This is a genomic window from Arcicella rigui (genome assembly GCF_034929435.1).
GTDB classification, from domain to species: Bacteria; Bacteroidota; Bacteroidia; order Cytophagales; family Spirosomataceae; genus Arcicella; species Arcicella rigui.
Genome location: NZ_JAYFUM010000014.1, coordinates 121,415 through 142,173, shown reverse-complemented (window position 1 = coordinate 142,173; position 20,759 = coordinate 121,415). Strand labels below are relative to the sequence as shown.

General features: G+C 35.6%; 17 protein-coding genes. 9 read left to right on the top strand and 8 right to left on the bottom strand.

Annotation, left to right across the window (positions count from 1 at the left end; all coding sequences use genetic code 11):
- Window positions 1-431 precede the first annotated feature (431 nt).
- The 3 genes from aat (at window position 432) to VB248_RS12920 (ending at window position 3,438) form a co-directional block, all read left to right on the top strand.
- Window positions 432-1,073 carry a leucyl/phenylalanyl-tRNA--protein transferase gene (gene aat / locus VB248_RS12930; RefSeq protein ID WP_323297204.1) on the top strand — a complete coding sequence of 214 codons (642 nt, stop codon included), beginning with the start codon at window positions 432-434 and terminating at the stop codon, window positions 1,071-1,073.
- Window positions 1,074-1,207: 134 nt separating this feature from the next.
- A complete protein-coding gene (proB, locus tag VB248_RS12925) occupies window positions 1,208-2,242 on the top strand; it encodes a glutamate 5-kinase (RefSeq protein WP_323297203.1) in 1,035 nt (344 codons plus the stop codon).
- A 791-nt stretch (window positions 2,243-3,033) separates the two neighbouring features.
- Window positions 3,034-3,438: a hypothetical protein gene (locus VB248_RS12920; RefSeq protein ID WP_323297202.1), complete on the top strand. Its 405-nt coding sequence runs from the start codon at window positions 3,034-3,036 to the stop codon at window positions 3,436-3,438.
- 158 nt (window positions 3,439-3,596) lie between these two features.
- On the opposite strand, the gene VB248_RS12915 is transcribed toward VB248_RS12920, so the two are convergent.
- The 8 genes from VB248_RS12915 to VB248_RS12880 all read right to left on the bottom strand — a co-directional run bounded on the left by VB248_RS12915 (window position 3,597) and on the right by VB248_RS12880 (window position 10,706).
- Window positions 3,597-4,115 carry a shikimate kinase gene (locus VB248_RS12915; protein ID WP_323297201.1) on the bottom strand — a complete coding sequence of 173 codons (519 nt, stop codon included), beginning with the start codon at window positions 4,113-4,115 and terminating at the stop codon, window positions 3,597-3,599.
- A gap of 40 nt (window positions 4,116-4,155) precedes the next feature.
- A complete protein-coding gene (locus VB248_RS12910; protein WP_323297200.1) occupies window positions 4,156-5,256 on the bottom strand; it encodes a BT_3928 family protein in 1,101 nt (366 codons plus the stop codon).
- Between the two features lie 92 nt (window positions 5,257-5,348).
- Window positions 5,349-5,891, bottom strand: a complete 543-nt coding sequence (locus VB248_RS12905) for a DUF1599 domain-containing protein (protein WP_323297199.1) — start codon at window positions 5,889-5,891, stop codon at window positions 5,349-5,351.
- 127 nt (window positions 5,892-6,018) lie between these two features.
- Window positions 6,019-6,396: a PH domain-containing protein gene (locus VB248_RS12900; RefSeq protein ID WP_323297198.1), complete on the bottom strand. Its 378-nt coding sequence runs from the start codon at window positions 6,394-6,396 to the stop codon at window positions 6,019-6,021.
- 175 nt (window positions 6,397-6,571) lie between these two features.
- Window positions 6,572-7,318, bottom strand: coding sequence for a succinate dehydrogenase/fumarate reductase iron-sulfur subunit (locus VB248_RS12895; RefSeq protein WP_323297235.1), 747 nt, complete (start codon window positions 7,316-7,318; stop codon window positions 6,572-6,574).
- A 73-nt stretch (window positions 7,319-7,391) separates the two neighbouring features.
- Entirely contained in the window at window positions 7,392-7,781 is a 390-nt protein-coding gene (locus tag VB248_RS12890) for a four helix bundle protein (protein WP_323297197.1), read from the bottom strand.
- A 168-nt stretch (window positions 7,782-7,949) separates the two neighbouring features.
- A complete protein-coding gene (locus VB248_RS12885) occupies window positions 7,950-9,932 on the bottom strand; it encodes a fumarate reductase/succinate dehydrogenase flavoprotein subunit (RefSeq protein ID WP_323297196.1) in 1,983 nt (660 codons plus the stop codon).
- A 102-nt stretch (window positions 9,933-10,034) separates the two neighbouring features.
- Window positions 10,035-10,706 (bottom strand): succinate dehydrogenase cytochrome b subunit, encoded by a 672-nt coding sequence (locus VB248_RS12880; RefSeq protein ID WP_323297195.1) that lies wholly within the window; start codon window positions 10,704-10,706, stop codon window positions 10,035-10,037.
- 391 nt (window positions 10,707-11,097) lie between these two features.
- On the opposite strand from VB248_RS12880, the gene VB248_RS12875 reads away from it, so the two are divergent.
- From VB248_RS12875 to serA, 6 genes are all read left to right on the top strand, one after another.
- On the top strand, window positions 11,098-13,950 hold the full coding sequence (locus tag VB248_RS12875; protein ID WP_323297194.1) for a T9SS type B sorting domain-containing protein: 2,853 nt from the start codon (window positions 11,098-11,100) through the stop codon (window positions 13,948-13,950).
- Between the two features lie 174 nt (window positions 13,951-14,124).
- Window positions 14,125-14,874, top strand: coding sequence for an ABC transporter ATP-binding protein (locus VB248_RS12870; protein WP_323297193.1), 750 nt, complete (start codon window positions 14,125-14,127; stop codon window positions 14,872-14,874).
- A gap of 386 nt (window positions 14,875-15,260) precedes the next feature.
- On the top strand, window positions 15,261-16,607 hold the full coding sequence (locus VB248_RS12865; protein WP_323297192.1) for a M28 family metallopeptidase: 1,347 nt from the start codon (window positions 15,261-15,263) through the stop codon (window positions 16,605-16,607).
- A gap of 12 nt (window positions 16,608-16,619) precedes the next feature.
- A complete protein-coding gene (locus VB248_RS12860) occupies window positions 16,620-17,735 on the top strand; it encodes a pyridoxal phosphate-dependent aminotransferase (RefSeq protein ID WP_323297191.1) in 1,116 nt (371 codons plus the stop codon).
- 76 nt (window positions 17,736-17,811) lie between these two features.
- Window positions 17,812-18,783 carry a YheT family hydrolase gene (locus VB248_RS12855; protein WP_323297190.1) on the top strand — a complete coding sequence of 324 codons (972 nt, stop codon included), beginning with the start codon at window positions 17,812-17,814 and terminating at the stop codon, window positions 18,781-18,783.
- A 49-nt stretch (window positions 18,784-18,832) separates the two neighbouring features.
- Window positions 18,833-20,746 (top strand): phosphoglycerate dehydrogenase, encoded by a 1,914-nt coding sequence (gene serA / locus VB248_RS12850; RefSeq protein WP_323297189.1) that lies wholly within the window; start codon window positions 18,833-18,835, stop codon window positions 20,744-20,746.
- Window positions 20,747-20,759: the final 13 nt, after the last annotated feature.

The following is a 20,759-nucleotide window of genomic DNA, read 5'->3' as shown; positions in this document are numbered from 1 at the left end:
GAACGCCTAAAAATAGGCATTGGCGAGTATGAATATGATATGAATTTTACTTCGTAAATCATTTTTCCTTGAGAACTTATTCGAGTTTAAAACAGCTGAAAACGAATAATCGTGCAAAGTTTACCAAAACTAAATTTAAGATGCAATATATTTTTTCAATTTTATGAAAACTTAATGAAAAATACTCATTTTTAAGTCTTTTTGAGGCTTTTTTGGCGGTTGATAAATGCCTGATTGAACATACTTTAAGTTTGGGTTTAAGTATTTTTAATGATAGTACTTGCCTGTTTATTTCATTGAATACACTTGTTTTTTTAATAATATTTCACTAAAATTGATTAGTGATGTACTGTAAAAAAGTTTTGTTTTTGAAACTGTAAGATTCTTAAACTTTTGAAAAACAGTGTTTTATCTATAAATAACAAGCGAAGATGTCTATCTCTCCCAAAATCAACACGAATAAACTTACAGCCGACGATTTAATTTATGGCTATATGAACGGAATTTTTCCGATGGCTGATACTGATGGCACTCTTTATTGGTATTCTCCTGACCCACGTGCTATAATTCCAATTGATACTTATAAACCCCCGAAATCATTAAAACCAATTCTTAACAAAAAACTTTTTGAAATTCGTATCAATGCCAATTTTGAGGCTGTGATGCGTAACTGTGCTGCTCCACGAAAAGGCGATGCGGATACTTGGATTTCAGACGAAATCGTGGAAGCTTACTGCGATTTGAATAAAATGGGGCTGGCTCATTCGGTTGAAGCGTATATTGACGATAGTTTGGTGGGGGGCTTGTATGGGGTATGTATTGGGGCTGTTTTTTTTGGTGAGTCGATGTTTTATAAAGTACCAGAAAGCTCGAAAGTGGCTTTTCACTACCTTATGGAAATTCTGAAAATGCAAGGTTTTGAATTGTTGGATACTCAGTTTATCAACGATAATGTTCGCCGATATGGGGCAATCGAAATTCCACGGGCAGACTATGTGAAAGCTCTGAAAAAAGCCTTGGAAAAGCGTTGTGTTTTCACAGAAATCAATCTAAAAGAATTATTGAACGGATAGAAATTTTGGATATTTTCGAGGATATATCATAGCCTCAATTGCGAAAGATTTAGAATATTGTAATTTTGTCGTGTTATTACCTCAATTGATATATTACTTTTTTCGCACAAGCGGTATTCCGTTTACATTTCAAAATGTCCAAACCAATCGTTGTTATCAAATTCGGAACGGCTTCCATTACTCATAAGTCGGGCGAATTAAATGAAGAAATATTACAAGAAATTGCTCGACAAGTTTCGATATTAAGTGCTGATTACCAGATTGTTATGGTTTCTTCGGGAGCTGTAGGAGCGGGCAGAGGCTATATTCAGCATTACAAAGGAACAATTGCTGAAAGAAAAGCGGCGGCTGCCATTGGTAACCCTTTACTTTTGGCAAAATATACTCAGTACTTCGCCAAGTATGGCATTACGGTAGCTCAAAGCCTTTGTGAAAGACATCACTTCGCCAATAGAAATCAATTTCTTCAACTGAAAGAAACCTATCAAGAACTTTGGAATAATGGTATTATTCCGATTGCCAACGAAAACGACGTAGTAAGTAATTTGGAGTTGAAATTCTCGGATAATGACGAATTGGCAACGTTAATCGCTACGGGTTTTGGGGCTGATACTTTATTACTTTGTACTTCTGTAGGTGGACTGTTGGATGCTGATAAAAATATCATTCCCTTTATTCCCAAAGTTGATGCTTCGGTATTGGGTTTGGCTAATGACGATAAATCTTCATTAGGCTTAGGCGGTATGATTTCAAAACTTACTTATACTCGTTTGGCTACACGAATGGGAACAAGAGTAGTGATTTTTGGTATGAAACCTGCCGACGGAATGTTGAAAGCCATCAATAATCAAAATGGAACAAGCTTTGCTGCTCAGAAAGTTGCTTTGAATGCCCGTCAAAAATGGTTGGCTTCTGGAAGTCTAATTGCAGGAAAAGTACAAGTAGATACTGGGGCTGTTTTAGCATTAGAAAATCGAAAAAGCCTTTTGGCTGTTGGTATCAAAAAAGTAATTGGTGTTTTTGAAAAATCAGAAGTTTTTGAAATTTTAGATGAAAAGAAAAACGTCATTGCTATTGCCCGTGCCAGAGAGTCTTCTAAAGTAATTACCGAGAATCTGAAAACACAGAATTTTGAAGTAGCTAATGCCGACGATATTGTAATTCTGTAATGATATACCATAAAAAATGAGAAAGCCACTCCGAAAATCGGGGTGGCTTTACTATGAAACCTCTTTAAACTTCTCAATTAATATTTTTGCATTGCCAAATACCGCAATGACTTGAATTGAATATTTTCAAGATATATCTCTTGTTATTCTTTCTTCAATACTTTCAATCTCTTACGCTTGAAATATTTCCTTTTCACTTCGCTATTTCACTTATTTCTTTCTTGCGTTTTTGTCTGTACAAATCAAAAAATCTTTTTGATTTTCTGAAGCTGATTCAAAATTAAGTTAGTTTAATCTTAAACTTTTGAGAATGAGACGAACAGGTTAAAAAAAAAGACGAAAAACTTAATTGTTATTTTTAAACCTCCTTTTGTCGATTCTTACATTTTTTTGCTGAAAGCCTTAAAATATTAAACCATAGCTATTTAGCTTCAAAAAAAACATTTTTTACCCGAAAAAAATGTTTTTTTTGAAAAACAGCATTTCTGTTATCCTACTTTTTGGATAAGAAATGTTTTTTTTGAGAAAACAACCTTTGTAGAAATCAGTTTTTAAAAATTGTACTTTTTTTATTGATTTTAGAAACAAACCTGTTTTTGAAACAATGCCAATTTTTATTAAAAAGGCACTTTTGGGGTTTTTAATACAAAAAAATCATCATAAAAAAAATAAGTATAATTACTTGCTAATGTTATATTTAATCATAAAATTTAACCATTAATTCAATTGAAAGTCGATTAATAACAGTATAAATACTTATAACGATGATTGTACAAGAGCAAATAACAAAGGTGACAGATAACCTATATATTACAAATAACGAAGTTGAAATCCTTGATTCTTTGGTTGATTCAAAAAATATGTTTTATGATTTTTCTAAGAATAAGGTCGTTTCTTTTATCAGTGAAATGGACTTTAATTTAGTCCTCTACAACGCAAGTAATCGTGATAGTGGCTTCACGATGTATGTAGTGAAAAATTTCTGCGAACACGAAGGCGATTTAGTTCTTCTTAGAAATGTTTTTGACAGCATTTTGAAATCAGGAGTGAATGATTATTTGATGAGAATGGCCAAAAGTAAAGTAGAAGATATTTTTTACATGGCTAATACTTTCAGAGCTTTGTTCAAAAAGCCAAAATCTGATGATGATTACGATGTGATGACACCACAATTACCTTCATCATTATCATACTAATACAAACGACAAGAGCTTGGAAATTTTCCAAGCTCTTGTCGTTTGTATTAGTATGATAATAATCATTTAAAATTATTATAGATTTACAAATACTTTAATAGACTGAAATTAACTATTTTTTATTAATTCAAAATTCATAATTCAACACTCATACTTGTTTACAGTCCATTCATTTCGTCCAGAATCCATAAAAGTTGTTCTACATCAATATTCCCATCTATCTGAATATCCGCTTGCTGATAAAAAGGTAAACGATAAGCACATCTTTCTTGAAGATTTTTCAATAAACTTTCCTCTGTGGTATTTTTATTAATCAGTGGACGGTTGTTAATGTCTGATTTTAAAATTCTTTTTAATAAATCTTCTGGCTGAACGTTCAAAAAGACACTTGTTCCATTTTGCTTGATGTAGTCCATATTATCAAAAAAACAAGGAACTCCGCCACCAGTGGCAATCACTAATGCTTGATTAGCTTCAATACTTTTGAGCGTTTTACTTTCAATAACTCTGAAATAATCTTCTCCTTTATGTTTGAAAATTTCTTGGACAGTCATTAATTCTTGCTTTTCAATCATTTCGTCCATATCAACAAATTTATAATTGATACGTTTTGCAAGATGTTTGCCCAGAGTACTTTTTCCCGAAGAGGGCATTCCAATAAGAAAAATGTTTTTCATGATAAAAATTTCCTTCACAAGAAGGCCTGCACAATATTAATTACTTTAGAGATTCTATTACTTCATTTTTATCTGGCGTACTGTTATGCGACCATTTGCCTTTTACAATTCCATCTTTTAGCAACCAAATACTTGGATTAGCTCGTGCGATAGTTTTCAAAACTTTTGTGTCAGAGCTAAAACTTGGTATTGCCAACTGATGCTCATGTCTGAAATTATTTACATCTTCTTCGCTTGAAGCACTCACCAACCAAACTTTGATGTCTGTTCCGTCCAAACTTTTAGCTAATTCACGGATTTTATCAATATTTGAAGTATTCGCTTTTTTGATAACTGGAATAACAATCATCAATTTTTTACCTACAAAACTTTCTGCTTTATAGTCGGTAGAATCGCCATCTTTCCAAATATTGTAGTCGGTAATTTTCGCTTTTGCTTCATCCTGATTCAGCGTTATCATTTCTTTGAAATGATAAGTAGTATCCGTAGGCATTTGGTCTAATTCCAACGTTTCACCTCCTTTTTCATAAATATATTTGAATTCTAAAGAAGCAGAAGGTTGCATATTTTTAGGAATATCTTGTCCGACTGCATACGGCAAGCCATCGTAAGGAGGCAAGTATCTAACAGCATAAATACCCAAAATCAATGAAAAAACTACCGAAGCCGCTACCAAAACGCCTGTTTTTTTGTCTGCAAAAATATTACGTTGCCATAAAATAATCAGGATAAAAAACATCAAAACCATGTCTTTGATAAACGAAGTCCAGGGTTTCAATTTAATCGTTTCGCCAAAACAGCCGCAATCGGTTACTTTATTGAAGTAAGCAGAATAAAAAGTAAGAAAACCAAAGAAAATAACCGTTGCCAATAAAATCCATGAAGCTGTTTTTAATTTATACTGCACCAACAGACAAACGCCCAGCACTAATTCTAAAGCACAAAGGAAAATTGACACATACAAGGCATAGGGAATCCAAAATTCCCAAAAGCCAGCCATAAACGGAAAATCAGTAGCGAATACATCGAAGTATTCTTCTAATTTAATTTGAGTGCCAACAGGGTCATTAAGCTTGATAAGACCCGAAAAAATAAATATAATGCCGACAAAAAGCCTCGAAAAATGTGCAATTAATTTCATTGATATTTTGTGATTTGTGATTGAGTGAATTAGTGATTGATAACTAAATTACCCCAATGCTGAAAGCTCGTTGCTAAAAGCTGACAGCTCTTTTACGCTCCGTACTTCAAATGAATCATACAAAAAATGGCATAATTCATCATATCTTGATAATTCGCTTCAACACCCTCAGATACCAAAGTAATGCCTTTGTTATCTTCAATTTGTTTTGTTCTAAAGATTTTCATTAAAATCAAATCTGTCATCGAACTTACTCGCATATCACGCCAAGCTTCGCCGTAATCGTGGTTTTTATTTTTTTGTAATGCTAATGTTTTTTCTACTTGTGCATCGTACAAATCGCTGAGTTCTTGTTCTGAAAACTCCATTTTTGTGGAATCATTTAACTCTTTTTGAATCAAGGCAATGATACAATAATTGATGATTCCGATGAATTCCCCTTCGATGCCATCTTCAATTTTTTGTACTCCTTTTTCTTGTATTGAACGAATTCTTTGGGCTTTAATAAAGATTTGGTCGGTTAGGCTTGGTAAACGTAAAATTCGCCATGAAGTACCATAATCTTTATTTTTTTTCTGGAAAAGAGCTTTACAAATGGCAATAATTTCTCTGTATTGAGTTTCAGTTAGATTCATTTTAGGATTTAAATTTTGCTAATCTTACAAAATTATTGCTTTTCGTTGGTAAATGATATTTTATTAAAGACAAATCCCTCAAGGGTTTACTAAAAACCTTGAGGGAAAAAGTTATTGAAGTTTCACTTTAGCCTAATACATAAGTACTTAGGGTTTTATAGACGTCGTTGATATTTTCACCTTTTCTGAATTCTTTTTGGATGGGTTCAGAAGTTCCTTTTATCCAAATCAAAATCTCAGCGTCGAGGTCCAACAAGCTGGCACTGCGTTTAGTGAAATAATTAATTGAATGATAGGGGATGGTCATAAAATCAATTTTAGAGCCAGTAATACCTTGTTTGTCCACCAAAATCAGGCGTTTGTTAGTAAACACAAACATATCACGGATAAGCTTGAATGATTTTACGATTACTTCTCCTTCAATCAAAATTGGTTGAAATTCGTGAGCAATTTTCTCAGAAGATACTTCTGAAGAATTTCCCATTAATGCGTTTAAGATTCCCATGGTTTTAGAGTTTTTATAATATGAACTCAAAGCTAAGGAAAAAACTAAAACTCATGTACTTATCAGATAAAAAGAAAGAAACAAATACCTTTTATTTGAGATGAAGTGTTGATAAAATAAAAAATCCCATTCACCAATACCGGTAAATGGGATTTTTATCAAAAAAGCTTTTTTCTTATTTTGAAGAAAGTACAGCTCCGTAATATTCACGGTTCATGCGTGCGATATTTTCTAAAGAAATACCTTTTGGACATTCAGCTTCGCAAGCACCAGTGTTTGTACAAGCACCGAAACCTTCGATGTCCATCTGAGCAACCATGTTTTCAGCACGAATAGCACGTTCAGCTTGTCCTTGAGGAAGTAGAGACAATTGTGAAATTTTCGCTGAAGTAAACAACATTGCTGAAGCATTTTTACAAGCTGCAACACAAGCACCACAACCGATACAAGCTGCCGCTGCAAAAGCCTCGTCTGCATCTGGTTTTGGAATTGGTAAAGAGTTTGCATCTTGAGCATTACCTGTATTTACAGAGATATAACCACCCGCTGCAATGATACGGTCGAAAGCAGAACGGTTTACGGCTAAATCTTTTACGATTGGGAATGCTTTTGCTCTCCAAGGTTCTACGGTGATAGTATCTCCACTCTTGAAGCTTCTCATGTGAAGCTGACAAGTAGTTACACCTTTGTTAGGGCCATGTGGCTCGCCATTGATGTACATAGAACACATACCACAGATACCTTCACGGCAGTCGTGGTCGAAAGCTACTGGAGTTTCGCCTTCATTGATAAGACGTTCGTTTAACACGTCGAACATCTCTAAGAATGACATATCTTCAGAGATGCCTTTCACATCATATTGCTGAAAATTGCCTTCGCTATTTGCATTTTTCTGACGCCAAACCTTTAGCGTCAAATTCATATTTCCTTCCATTTTGTTTGAGAGATTAGTGATTAGTGATTGGTAATTAGAATTTACAATCTTGATGTTCTAATTATTCAGTATCACTTATCAACTTTTTTTCAATACTAAAAATAAGACTATTTATCATTTTGCCAATCTCATTAATCTGAATTAATAGTTGGTCGTAGTCGGAATCTTTTAAATAATTTTGATTAACAGCAACGATTAATAATGTATCAAGTTCGAAAAGAGAACCTCTTGATATTTTTAAAAACTGGACAAAAGATTTTTTACTTTCTCTTCCCCAACCTTCTGCAATATTAGAGGCAACTGAAACAGATGCACGATTAATTTGTGATGTTAAACCAAATTTCTCGTTCGCAGGAAAATCTTTAGATAAAGTATAAATTTGGTTAATCAATATCATTGATTTTTGCCAAATTTTCAAATCTTTAAAAGAACAAATCTTTTGATTTTCCATTGCTTGGTGGTTTAAGTGATTAGAGACTGGTGAATAGTGATTGGTATTTGTTAATATTAATTACTATTCAGTAAATAAGATATTTATAACTATTTTAAAAATACTAATTACCAATCACTATTCACTAACTACTTGATAAAAAACTAATCACCAATCACTATTTACTAATTACTTATAAGAACGTTGGGCAATCTTAATATTTTCATACACCAATTCTTCTTTGTGTAATTCAAATTTAGAATCGCCTTTGTATTCCCAAGCTGCTACATAAGCATAGTTTTCGTCGTCACGAAGTGCTTCGCCTTCTTCTGTTTGATACTCTTCACGGAAGTGACCACCACATGATTCGTTACGATTCAAGGCATCAATACACATTAATTCACCTAATTCGATAAAGTCAGCTACACGAGTTGCTTTTTCTAATTCAGGGTTGAATTCATCTGCATCGCCCGGAATACGTACATCCGACCAGAACTGTTTTTTAATTTCTTGGATTTCAGCAATAGCTTCTTTCAAACCTTTTTCGTTACGAGCCATACCGCATTTATCCCACATGATTTTTCCTAATTTCTTATGGAAATAATCAACAGATTTTGTGCCTTTGATAGCCATCAATTTATTGATAGTATCTTGTACAGCTTTCTCAGCAGCAACGAATTCTGGAGCGTCTGTTGGAATTGCTTTTGTACGAATATCACCAGACAAGTATGAACCGATAGTGTATGGAATTACAAAGTATCCATCAGCCAAACCTTGCATCAAGGCAGAAGCACCCAAACGGTTTGCACCGTGGTCAGAGAAGTTAGCTTCACCCAAAGCATAAAGGCCTGGAACGGTAGTCATCAAGTTATAGTCAACCCAAAGCCCACCCATTGTATAGTGAACTGCAGGATAAATACGCATTGGCACTTCGTAAGGGTCTTCACCAGTAATTTGTTTGTACATATCAAACAAGTTACCGTATTTCTCTTTCACTACTTCTTTACCCATTACTTGCAATTCCTCAGTGGTTGCATTGTGCATACCTTTCTTAGTAGCTTCAACACGACCATAACGCAAGATAGCCGCAGCATAGTCGAGGTAAACAGCCATTTTAGAAGCACCTACACCATAACCAGCATCGCAACGCTCTTTAGCAGCACGAGAAGCAATGTCACGAGGTACTAAGTTACCAAACGCAGGATAACGACGCTCTAAGTAATAGTCACGTTCGTCTTCTGGAATTTGGTTGGCAGGACGATTATCATTTTGTTTTTTAGGCACCCAAATACGACCATCGTTACGCAATGATTCAGACATCAAAGTCAATTTCGATTGGTGGTCGCCTGATACAGGAATACAAGTTGGGTGAATTTGTGTATAGCAAGGGTTTCCGAAGAAAGCACCTTTTTTATGAGCTTTCCAAGCCGCCGTAACGTTTGAACCCATAGCGTTGGTTGACAAATAGAATACGTTACCGTATCCACCAGTACACAACAACACAGCGTGACCAAAGTGACGTTCTAATTTACCAGAAATCAAATCACGAGCGATGATACCACGGGCTTTGCCTTCTACCATCACAACGTCCATCATTTCGTGGCGAGTAAACATTTCTACGTTACCCAAACCAACTTGGCGTTGTAAAGCAGAATAAGCACCTAATAATAATTGCTGACCAGTTTGTCCTGCTGCATAGAAAGTACGTTGTACTTGAGTACCACCGAAAGAACGGTTAGATAACAAACCACCGTACTCACGAGCGAAAGGTACACCCTGAGCCACACATTGGTCGATGATATTACCAGATACTTCAGCCAAACGGTGAACGTTAGCTTCTCTTGCACGGTAGTCACCACCTTTGATAGTATCATAGAATAAACGGTAAATAGAGTCACCATCATTCTGGTAGTTTTTCGCAGCGTTCACACCACCTTGAGCAGCGATAGAGTGAGCACGGCGAGGAGAATCTTGGAAACAGAAAGCCTTAACTTTATATCCCATTTCTGCCAATGAAGCTGCCGCAGAAGCACCAGCCAAACCAGTACCTACAACAATGATTTCAATATTCCGCTTGTTTGCGGGGTTTACCAAAGGTACAGTAGAACGGAACTTTGTCCATTTCTCTTGTAATGCTCCTGCTGGTATTTTAGCATCTAATTTAGTTGACATAATTTTTTATTAAGAATTATGAATTGTTAATAATTAAGATGGAATGATTCAAAAGAGTTTGATGAGATTATATTGATAGACAATCACATTCAGTTTCTTTCCTTATGCAATCCATCCGAAATGCATTGCAATTGGCATTGCTGCAAAAATAATTGGAACGATAATGGCAAAGCCTGCTCCAAAAGATTTTACAAAAGGTGTGTATTTTGGGTGATTCCATCCCATTGTTTGGAAAGCACTTTGGAAACCATGTAATAAATGGTAAGCCAATGAAATACAACCTACAACATATAATGCTACTGGAATTGGGTTGGCAAAAACCTCTTTCATTTCATTGAAAAGTGTTTGCTGACCACTTGTAATTTCGTCGGTAAAACGGCTTACAACCCAGAAATGACGAAGGTGAACAATCAAGAAAATCAACAACAATGAACCTAAAACGCCCATTGAACGTGAGTACCAAGTAGAGTTTGCTTCGCCTTTTACGATTGCATACTTTACCGGACGTTTCTCAGAATTTGATTTCCAAAGCATTAAGCCATCCACGATGTGAATGATTAAACCTGCCATCAAACCAACTTCAGATAACCTGATTAGCCAGTTATGAGCCATAAATTCCGCTGCTTCATTAAATGTTTCCCCACCATCATTTAAAAAAATACAAGCATTAATTCCGCAGTGTACAACAAGAAAGGCGATCAACGATAATCCCGTGATGGCCATCAGTAGTTTTCTACCCAGTGAACTCGTTAGTGTTTTTGTTACCCAAGACATCTTTTAATTGTTTTAGTTATCAGTAATTACGAAGATTAGTTTTTCTTTAACGTTTATGAAGTTTTATTCAATGCAAGCTCGAAAAAGTTTGAAATTTTTGAATAATCATGAACCTTTCAGATGAAACTAAATATCCTCCCCAAAACTACGACCCAAACATTTGTCTATCAAATTATCTATCACTTTTTAGCAATTATTTATAAAGTTTTTACGTTTTTATACAATAAATCCGTATCTAATGCAGGTTTCTATTCAATACTCAAAAAATCAACGAGCCTTCATTTTACTTCTGTTGGCTTAACCTATTGTTTGTTTTTTTGTTTCGTTAGTAAGCAAAAAAAATATTACATAACTTGTGAGCAAATCATCTGACTTATACATGCAAAATTTTATGAGATTTAAAAAACTATTTCTTTTTGTATTAGGCTTTGTACTTTTTTTATCCACTACGGAGTCTTTTGCAACACACTTGAGAGGCGGTGAAATTTCAGTAAGAAGAATTTCTACTACTTCATTTACGTATGAATTTACACTCACGATTTATTGCGATTTGAATACTGGTTATCGTGCTTGGACCGAACAAAGAGATGCTAATTTCTGTTTCGGAGATAACATTGGTTTTATCAAAGCCCCAAGAATTAATGGAAATGGTGCTGGTGAAGATATTGGCAATAGCATCGGTAAAGGGATTTATAAAGCCATTTACACCTACTCAGCGGCTGCCGATTACAAGGTTACGGTGGCTATTTCAAACCGAAACCAAGATATTCGTAACATTGCTGGGGCTTCTGATTTTGTGCAATTTTACGTAGAAACTATTTTTAAAGTAAACCCCGGTTTAGGTTTAAATTCAACGCCAATTTTATTGAACCCTGCTGTGGATTTAACCGCCGTAGTAGGTCAAAAATTTATTCATAATCCAAATGCCATTGATGTTGATGGTGATAGTTTAGCGTACAGACTTACTTTTTGTAGAAGAGGTGACCAAGATAACTGTGCCGATAGAAAAGGCGATTCAGTACCGGGTTTTCGTCAGCCAAATGAAGTAGCTACTACACCAAGTTCATTTACGATTAATCCTATCACAGGTGATTTGATTTGGGATGTCCCCCAAGAAGTTGGGCTTTACAACTGTGCTTTTTATGTAGAAGAATGGCGAAATGGCGTACTGATTTCTATTACAGAAAGGGATATGCAAATAGAAGTAAAAGATGCCGACAATAAACCGCCCGTCATAAAAGTACCAGATGATATTTGTGTGGAAGCGGGTACGCTGATTACCCAAACCATTACGGCTACCGATACGCCAACCAACTCTGGCAGGGTGGATAATATGACCATTACTTCGTCGGGTGCGGTGTATAGATTGCCAGACGGAACTACTTTTATCGGACCACAATACGCTACTTTTACAGCTACTGCAAATCAACCTTCGCCTGCTTCTGGAAGATTTGTTTGGCAAACTGGTTGTAATCATATCCGAGAAGAGCCTTATGATGTACTCTTTAAAGTACAGGATTTTCCACAGAGGGCAGGTATTCCAAGCTTGGTTGATAGTAAGATTTGGAAAATCAGGATTGTTGCTCCAAGAATAAAAAACATGAAAATTGCCGCTGATGCAGGCAATAAAACCATGACTGTATCATGGGATGCTTATACTTGTCAGAATACGGGAGCTCAGATTGTACTTTACAGAAAAGTAGGTTGTACAGCCTATACGCCTGATAAATGTACTACTGGATTGCCTGCAAGCTTGGGATATGTAGAAATTGCTCGATTACCTATTTCGGCAACAAGTTATGTTGATAAAAATTTGAAACGTAACACTGAGTATAGTTACCGTGCATTAGTGGTATTTACAAATGGTACAAACTCTACTTCAAGTATTGTTTCTGACCAAGTGTGTGAGAAATTACCAAGTCCAATGCCAGTTTTGACCAACGTTACGGTTGATAAAACCAGTACGACAACTGGTGAAATTACCGTTCGCTGGACTCGCCCAATCAATTTGGATAAAACAGCATTCAAAGGCCCATATCAATATCGTTTGTACAGAGCTACTGGTTTGAATGGTACTTCGTTTACACAGGTTTCGCCTAATATTGATACAGATTTGTCTGTCAAAGCAGATACAGTATTTACAGATAAAAACTTGAATACCACCGATAATGCTTATACTTATTTCCTTGCTTTCTACTATACAAGTAGTACAGGATTGACAGTATTAGACAGTACTGATGCTTCGAGTAGTGTTCGTTTATCTGCAAAAGCCGAAACCAAATCGGTGGTACTTTCTTGGCAGGCAAATGTTGCTTGGAAAAATGAAAATCAAGTACACAGAGTTTATCGTGAAACACGCTCAGGCTCAGGAGTATTCAATAGAATTGCTGATGTGCCAGTAACAAGTGCAAGTACTTTTACATTTACGGATACAGGGGCAGATACTTATACCGCAGACGGGACAGCTATCGCAAAAATGTCGCAGGATTCTACTTATTGTTACAAAGTAGAAACCGTAGGAACGTACAATGATGCCAAAATAAAACCTGATTTATTATACAACTTCTCGCAAGTAATATGTGCTACTCCTTTGAGCGACATCGTACCTTGTCCGCCTCAATTAAGTATCGACTTACTCGATTGCGATAAGTACAACAAGGATAATGCTAATTGTAATTTAACTTCTTTTGAAAATAAATTAACATGGACAAATCCTGATAAATCAGCATCTGGTGGCGACTGTACCAAAGACATTGTGAAATACACTGTTTACTATGCTCCGAATAGTGGTGCTACTTTCACTAAAATTGCTGAAATCAATAGTCCAAAACCGCCAGCACAAACTTTTACGCACGTCAAAAATGATTCTTACATTGGTTGTTATTATGTAACGGCAACCGACAAGTATGGAACAGAGAGTGCTCCAAGTAATACGGTTTGTAAAGACAACTGTGTGAGTTTTGAATTGCCAAATATCTTTACGCCAAATGGCGATGGCAAAAACGATGTTTTCCAAGCGATGAAATGTCCAAGATTTGTGCAAAGTATTATCTTCACAGTTTATAATCGTGCAGGACAAAAAATCTACGAATACAGTGGAAATCAACTGTCTTGGAATGGTACAGACTCAAACGGAAAAGAAGTAGCCGTAGGTACTTATTTCTATAATTGCGAAGTGAAATTCTTAACACTCGACCCTAAACCAACTTTAAATCTGAAAGGCTGGATAGAGTTAGTGAGATAAAAATTAACATAAAAAAGGCTTGAGGTTTTAATACTTTAAGCCTTTTTTGTGTTGATAAAGTACTGTCTGCTGGTAGATATGAAAATTGAATATCAGTAGCGAATTGTTGAAGAGATATTGAAAAAATGTAGCGTATAGCCACGAATTTTGTAAATTCGGGAAAGATTTGAATCTATGATTGAAATAAAAGACATTAGAAAGGCATTCGATGGACGAGATATTTTGCTCGGAATTGATGGCGAATTTAAACCCGGCGATACGTCGTTGATTATTGGGGGAAGTGGTACAGGAAAAAGTGTGTTGTTGAAATGTATGATTGGGATTATAAAACCTGAGCATGGACAAATATTATATGATGGTCGAGATTTTCATAATTCGCATGAAGAAGTAAGAAAAACCATTCGTCGAGAAATGGGCGTTTTGTTTCAAGGTGGAGCTTTGTTTGATTCTAAAACAGTATTAGAAAACGTGAAATTTCCTTTGGATATGCTCACGGATATGTCGGAAGAAGAAAAAATAGATAGAGCTCAACTTTGTTTAAAGCGTGTAGAATTAGAAAATGCGGGTTCAAGAATGCCTTCAGAAGTATCTGGAGGAATGAAGAAAAGAGTCGGAATTGCCAGAGCAATTGTGATGAACCCTAAGTACTTGTTTTGCGATGAGCCAAACTCAGGTTTAGACCCGCTCACTTCTGTAAAAATTGATGAACTAATTAAAGAAATCACCGATGAATTTAACATTACTACGATTATCATCACCCACGATATGAACTCTGTAATTGGTATAGGTGAAAAAATTATGTTTTTATACAAAGGAAAAAAACTCTGGGAAGGCGACAGCCAAAACATTAGAACTTCGAGTGTATCTGAATTGAATGAGTTTATTTTTGCTAATAAACTTTTACAAGAGGGAAGAATGAAGTAATTATGAATTATGAATGTTTAGTTTTGAGATTGAAATCTAAACGAACAATATGAAATGAACACAGTTTAAACGATGCTTTGAATTTGTGTGAATTTTGATTTTTAGAAATATAAGTACTAATCGACAATCACTTTTAGTAATCATTAAATAATGAGAAAAGGCAAAATCTTTTTAGGTTTTGCCTTTTCCTTTTAAGGAATATTGCAATTTAATTTTAATTAAGATAAAGTGTAAATACTTGAAAATTAAAATGTTAAAAAATAATTTACAATTCACAACTCAGCATTGATATTTAAGTATTATTTCAAAAATTAAACATTCAAGTGTTTTTCGAGTAAATTGTGTAAATCAATTTTCATCAACTATACAAACCAATATTTATTCACATGAAAAAACTTGTCTTTCTTGCATTGTCTTTCATTACTTTTCAAACTTCTGCTCAAAAAATTATTCAGCGTGACCCTGTAATTGAACAATTGGTATCAGAAGTTAATGCTGATAGTCTAAAATCTCATATCAATAAATTGGTCAGTTTTGGTACTCGTCACACACTCAGTACAACCACCGACTCCAAAAAAGGAATTGGTGCAGCCAGAAATTGGGTTTTAAGCCGTTTCCAAGAATTTGCCAAGCAGTCGGAAGGAAGAATGACTGCCAAAATTGATTCATGGGTTTTGAAACCCGACGGAAAACGTGTGGATAAAGACCAAGATATGGGCAATGTAATGGGAATATTGAAAGGAACTGACCCCAACGACGACCGTATTTTCTTAGTTTCTGGACACATCGACAGCCGTGTTTCCAACGTGATGAATCGTGAATCAGACGCACCCGGAGCGAATGATGATGGCTCAGGAACGGCAACGGTGATAGAATTAGCAAGAGTTTTGTCTAAAGCAAAGTTTTCAGCTACGGTGATTTTTTTAGTAGTAAGTGGTGAAGAACAAGGATTGTTAGGGGCTGATTATTTAGCTCAGAAAGCTTTTGATGAAAAATGGAACATCGAAGCCATTATGAACAATGATATTGTGGGTTCAAACAATAGCAATGAAACTCGCATCATTGAAAATACCAAAGTAAGAATTTTCAGCGAAGGTTTACCAGCCTTTGAAATTGATAAAAAAGCAGGAAGTATCCGAAATATGGGACAAGAAAACGACGGAAAAGCTCGTCAGTTGGCACGTTATGCAAAAGAAGTAGGCGAACGATATGTTGATAATTTAGAAGTAGTGATGGTGTATAGAAACGACCGATTTTTACGTGGAGGCGACCATACGCCATTTGTAAATCGTGGTTTTGCGGCCGTAAGAGTAACCGAAATGAACGAAAATTACGAACATCAACATCAGGATTTAAGAACTGAAAAAGGTATTCAGTACGGAGATTATCCAGAATTTATGGATTTTGAATACTTGCGAAAAAATACTGCGATGAATTTAGCCACTTTAGCCAACTTGGCGAAAGCTCCTGCAACGGTTCAAAACTTGACGATTGATACAAAAAATCTAACAAATTCTACAACACTTTTTTGGCAAGCTCCCAAATCTGGCAAAGTAAAAGGCTATTATGTATTGGTTCGTGAGACGTATCAACCTTTCTGGCAGAAGAAAATCTTCACAACAAAAAATGGAATTGTGTTGCCTTATTCAAAAGATAATTACTTTTTTGCCGTACAAGCAGTAGGAGAGGAAGGCAACGAAAGTTTACCTGTATTGCCAAAAGTTGGAATGTAAATTTTGCTAAGAATGGATTTTAGAAGAATGCCCATTGAAATTGAAGCTCCCGAAGAAAAAGGTTATGGCTCAATTTTATACAATTTAGCAGAAAGTTCAGTCAGAGATTTAGCCCTAAAAGATTTGGGGCTAAATCTCGACGAATTGGTTTTGTTTTATGGCGAACACCGAGGGAAAAAAGAACTTCGTGAATTAATTATCGACAAAAACGAAAACTTAAAAACAGAAGACGTATTGGTTTGTCAAAGTGCCGCAATGGCTCTTTTTATTATTCATACAACGCTGTTATGTTCAGACGAACACTTGATTGTCATTCGTCCAAATTATGGAACAAATCTGGAAACGCCCAGAGCTATCGGTAGCCAAATGTCTATTATTGACTTGGCATTTGAGCATAATTTTGACCTTGATATTCAACAAATTGAAGCGGCAATTCGCCCTAATACCAAATTAGTAAGTATTACCAATCCTCATAATCCAACGGGAAAAGTATTTTCAGAAGAGCTTATTCAAGCCTTAATTTCACTTGCCGAAAAGCATAATTTTTATTTACTGGTTGATGAAACCTACCGAGAGCTAAATTTCCAAAGTACGTTAAAATCCTATTCTGCTGCACACAGCAAACAAGTAATTTCGGTTTGTTCTTTGTCAAAAGCTTATGGCTTACCGGGTATCAGAATTGGTTGGATTATTTGTAGAGATACTACTTTAATGCAGCAATTTTTGGCAGCCAAAGAACAAATGATTATTTGTAATTCGGTTATCGACGAAGAAATTGCTTATCAGGCATTACTGCAGAAAGACCGATTAATTCCAGCAACTCATGCACATATTCGGCAGAATTTTGAAGTATTGAAACAATGGTTTGCTCAACAAAATTATTTAGAATGGAACGAGCCATCAGCAGGAGTAGTCTGTTTCCCGAGACTTAAATCTGATTATAAAATTGACATAGAATTGTTTTATGAAACTTTGCATCAGAAGTACCAAACAGTGGTAGGAGTGGGGCATTGGTTCGAGCGAGACAAGACTTATATGCGAATTGGTTTCGGTTATCCCACTCAAGAAGAACTTAGCATAGGCTTAAATAATATAAATATACTTTTTGAAAATTTAATAATTCCATGAAAAAGTGATGATTTTTGCTATAAGTATTAAACCTTTCAAAGATTCAATGTAATTTTAAAGGATAATTCTGAAACTTATGCCAATTATCAAACACGCTGATTATCAAGCTCCTTTTTGGCTACCAAACGGTCACACTCAGACCATTTTTCCCTCAGTTTTCCGCAAGATAACAACTGTGAAGTACTTGCGTGAACGAATTAGCACGCCCGATAATGATTTTTTAGACGTAGATTGGTCGAAAGCCAAGCAAGAAAACGGACATACTAAAAAAGCTCCTTTGCTGATTCTTTCGCATGGCTTAGAAGGCGACTCGCATCGTCAGTACATTACAGGAATGGTGCAAAACTTCAATCAGCATGGGTTCGACTGTTTGGCTTGGAATTTCAGAAGTTGTTCGGGAGAATTGAACAAAACCATTCGTTTTTATCACAGCGGAGCTACCGACGACCTCGATTTAGTGATAAAATACGCTATTTCAAAAGGCTATGAAGCCATAAATTTGATAGGTTTTAGCTTAGGCGGAAATCTTACACTCAAGTATTTGGGCGAGCAATCTGAAAAACTCTCTCCAAAAATCAAAAAAGCGGTAACATTTTCAGTACCTTTGCACCTTTCAAGCAGTAGCCAGACAATTGGTTGGTTTTATACCAAGCGATTCAACGACTCATTGAAAAAGAAAATCTTGGCAAAAGCAAAACTTTTTCCAGAACAAATACAAACTTCAAACATCTCGAAAATCAAAACTTTAAAAGATTTCGATGATTGTTACACTTCACAACTCCACGGTTTCCAAGATGCAGAAGACTATTACGAACGTAATAGTTCCTTATACTTTTTGGACAAAATTCAGATTCCAACATTAATCATCAATGCCCAAAATGACCCTTTTTTATCAAAGGATTGTTACCCTTTTGAAAAAGCTAAGTTCTTGGAAAAAGTATATTTTCAAGCTCCCGAAAATGGCGGACATTGTGGTTTTTATCAACATAATTATCAAGGTGTTTTATGGTCTGAGAAAAGAGCTTTGGAATGGATAATGAATAAGTAAGATTTAATCAATCACTATAAACTGTCTGAACAAGGCAGTTACTGCAAATATGATTACCAAAACAGTCGAACAAAAAATAAACTACGTCATTGATTTTGACAGTACTTTCACAAAGGTTGAAGGTTTAGACGAATTAGCTGCGATTGCTCTTAAAGGGCATAAAGACCACGATAAAATTGTGGGTGAAATTAAGGCAATTACCGACAAAGGTATGGCTGGAGAAATTGGTTTTGCGGAGTCGTTGAAAGCAAGAGTGAATCTTTTACCTGCTAACCGTGAACACGTAGAGACACTAATTGAATTCTTAAAAGGTAAAATTTCAGATTCATTCGCTCGTAACGAAGCGTTTATTCGTGAAAATGCCGCCAATATTTATATCGTTTCGTCTGGATTCAAAGATTTTATCGTGCCAGTGGCTACAGGAATGGGTATTTTAGCAGAAAATGTTTTTGCTAATACTTTCACTTATGATACCGAAGGAAATATTACTGGCTATGATGTTACCAATCTTTTGTCGCAAGATAAAGGTAAAGTAAAGTTGTTGGAAGCCTTGAAATTTGATGGTGAAGTTTATGCCATTGGCGACGGCTACACCGACTACGAAATGCGTGAAGCAGGCTTGGCAACCAAGTTTTTTGCTTTTACCGAAAACGTAGAACGCCAGAAAGTAACCGACAAAGCCGACGAAGTAGTAGCTTCTTTTGATGAATTTTTGTACATCAATGGCTTGACTCGCTCGCAGTCATATCCAAAATCTAAAATCAAAGTACTTTTATTAGAAAACGTTCACCCGAAAGCTGTGGAGGCATTCAAAATTGAAGGTTTTCAAGTTGAATTATTGAAAGGTGCTTTAGACGAAGAAGAACTAATTGAGAAAATCAAAGGCGTTTCAATTTTAGGGTTACGTTCTAAAACTAACTTGACAAAAAGAGTATTACAACATCCAAACGCCAGTCGTTTGATGACCGTTGGAGCTTTTTGTATTGGTACAAACCAAATCGACTTAGCTGAATGCGAAAAAAGAGGTATTGCGGTTTTCAACGCACCGTATTCAAACACTCGTTCGGTAGTTGAAATGGCGATTGGCGAAATGATTATCCTTACTCGTGATATTCTTACGAAATCAAACAAAATGCACGAAGGCGTTTGGGATAAATCGGCTAAAAATTCTTACGAAATCAGAGGTAAAAAATTAGGTTTGGTAGGTTATGGAAGTATCGGTACTCAGCTTTCGGTAATTGCCGAAGCAATGGGTATGCAAGTATATTTCTATGATGCGGTTGATAAATTAGCCTTAGGAAATGCTAAAAAATGCAAGACTTTAGAAGAGCTTTTGGGCATTTCAGATTTCATTTCGATGCACGTGGACGGTCGTAAAACCAACACCAATATCATCGGAGAGAAAGAATTTGAAATGATGAAAGACAATGTAATTTTCATAAACCTTTCTCGTGGACACGTGGTTGACATCAAAGCTTTAGTAAATGCCTTGAAATCTGGCAAAGTATGGGGTGCAGCCGTGGACGTATTCCCTTACGAACCAAAAACCAACGACGAAGAGTTTATTAACGAATTGCGTGGTTTGCCAAGAGTAATTCTTACGCCACACGTAGGCGGTTCAACAGAAGAGGCTCAGGCAAATATCGGTGAATTTGTACCAAGTAAATTATTACAGTTTATGAACAACGGTAGTACTTATGGTTCTGTAAACTTCCCAGAATTGCAATTGCCAGCTTTAGAAAACGCTCACCGTTTATTACATATTCACCAAAACGTACCGGGAATTTTGGCGAAAATCAATAATATTTTTGCCAAATACAACGTAAATATTCAAGGACAATATTTGAAAACAACCACCGAAATCGGTTATGTAATTACAGATATTTCAAAAGAATATGCCGACGAAATCATCCAAGAATTAAAAGGAATTGATAATACGATTAAGTTTAGAATGTTGTATTAAGATTCTGAAAACA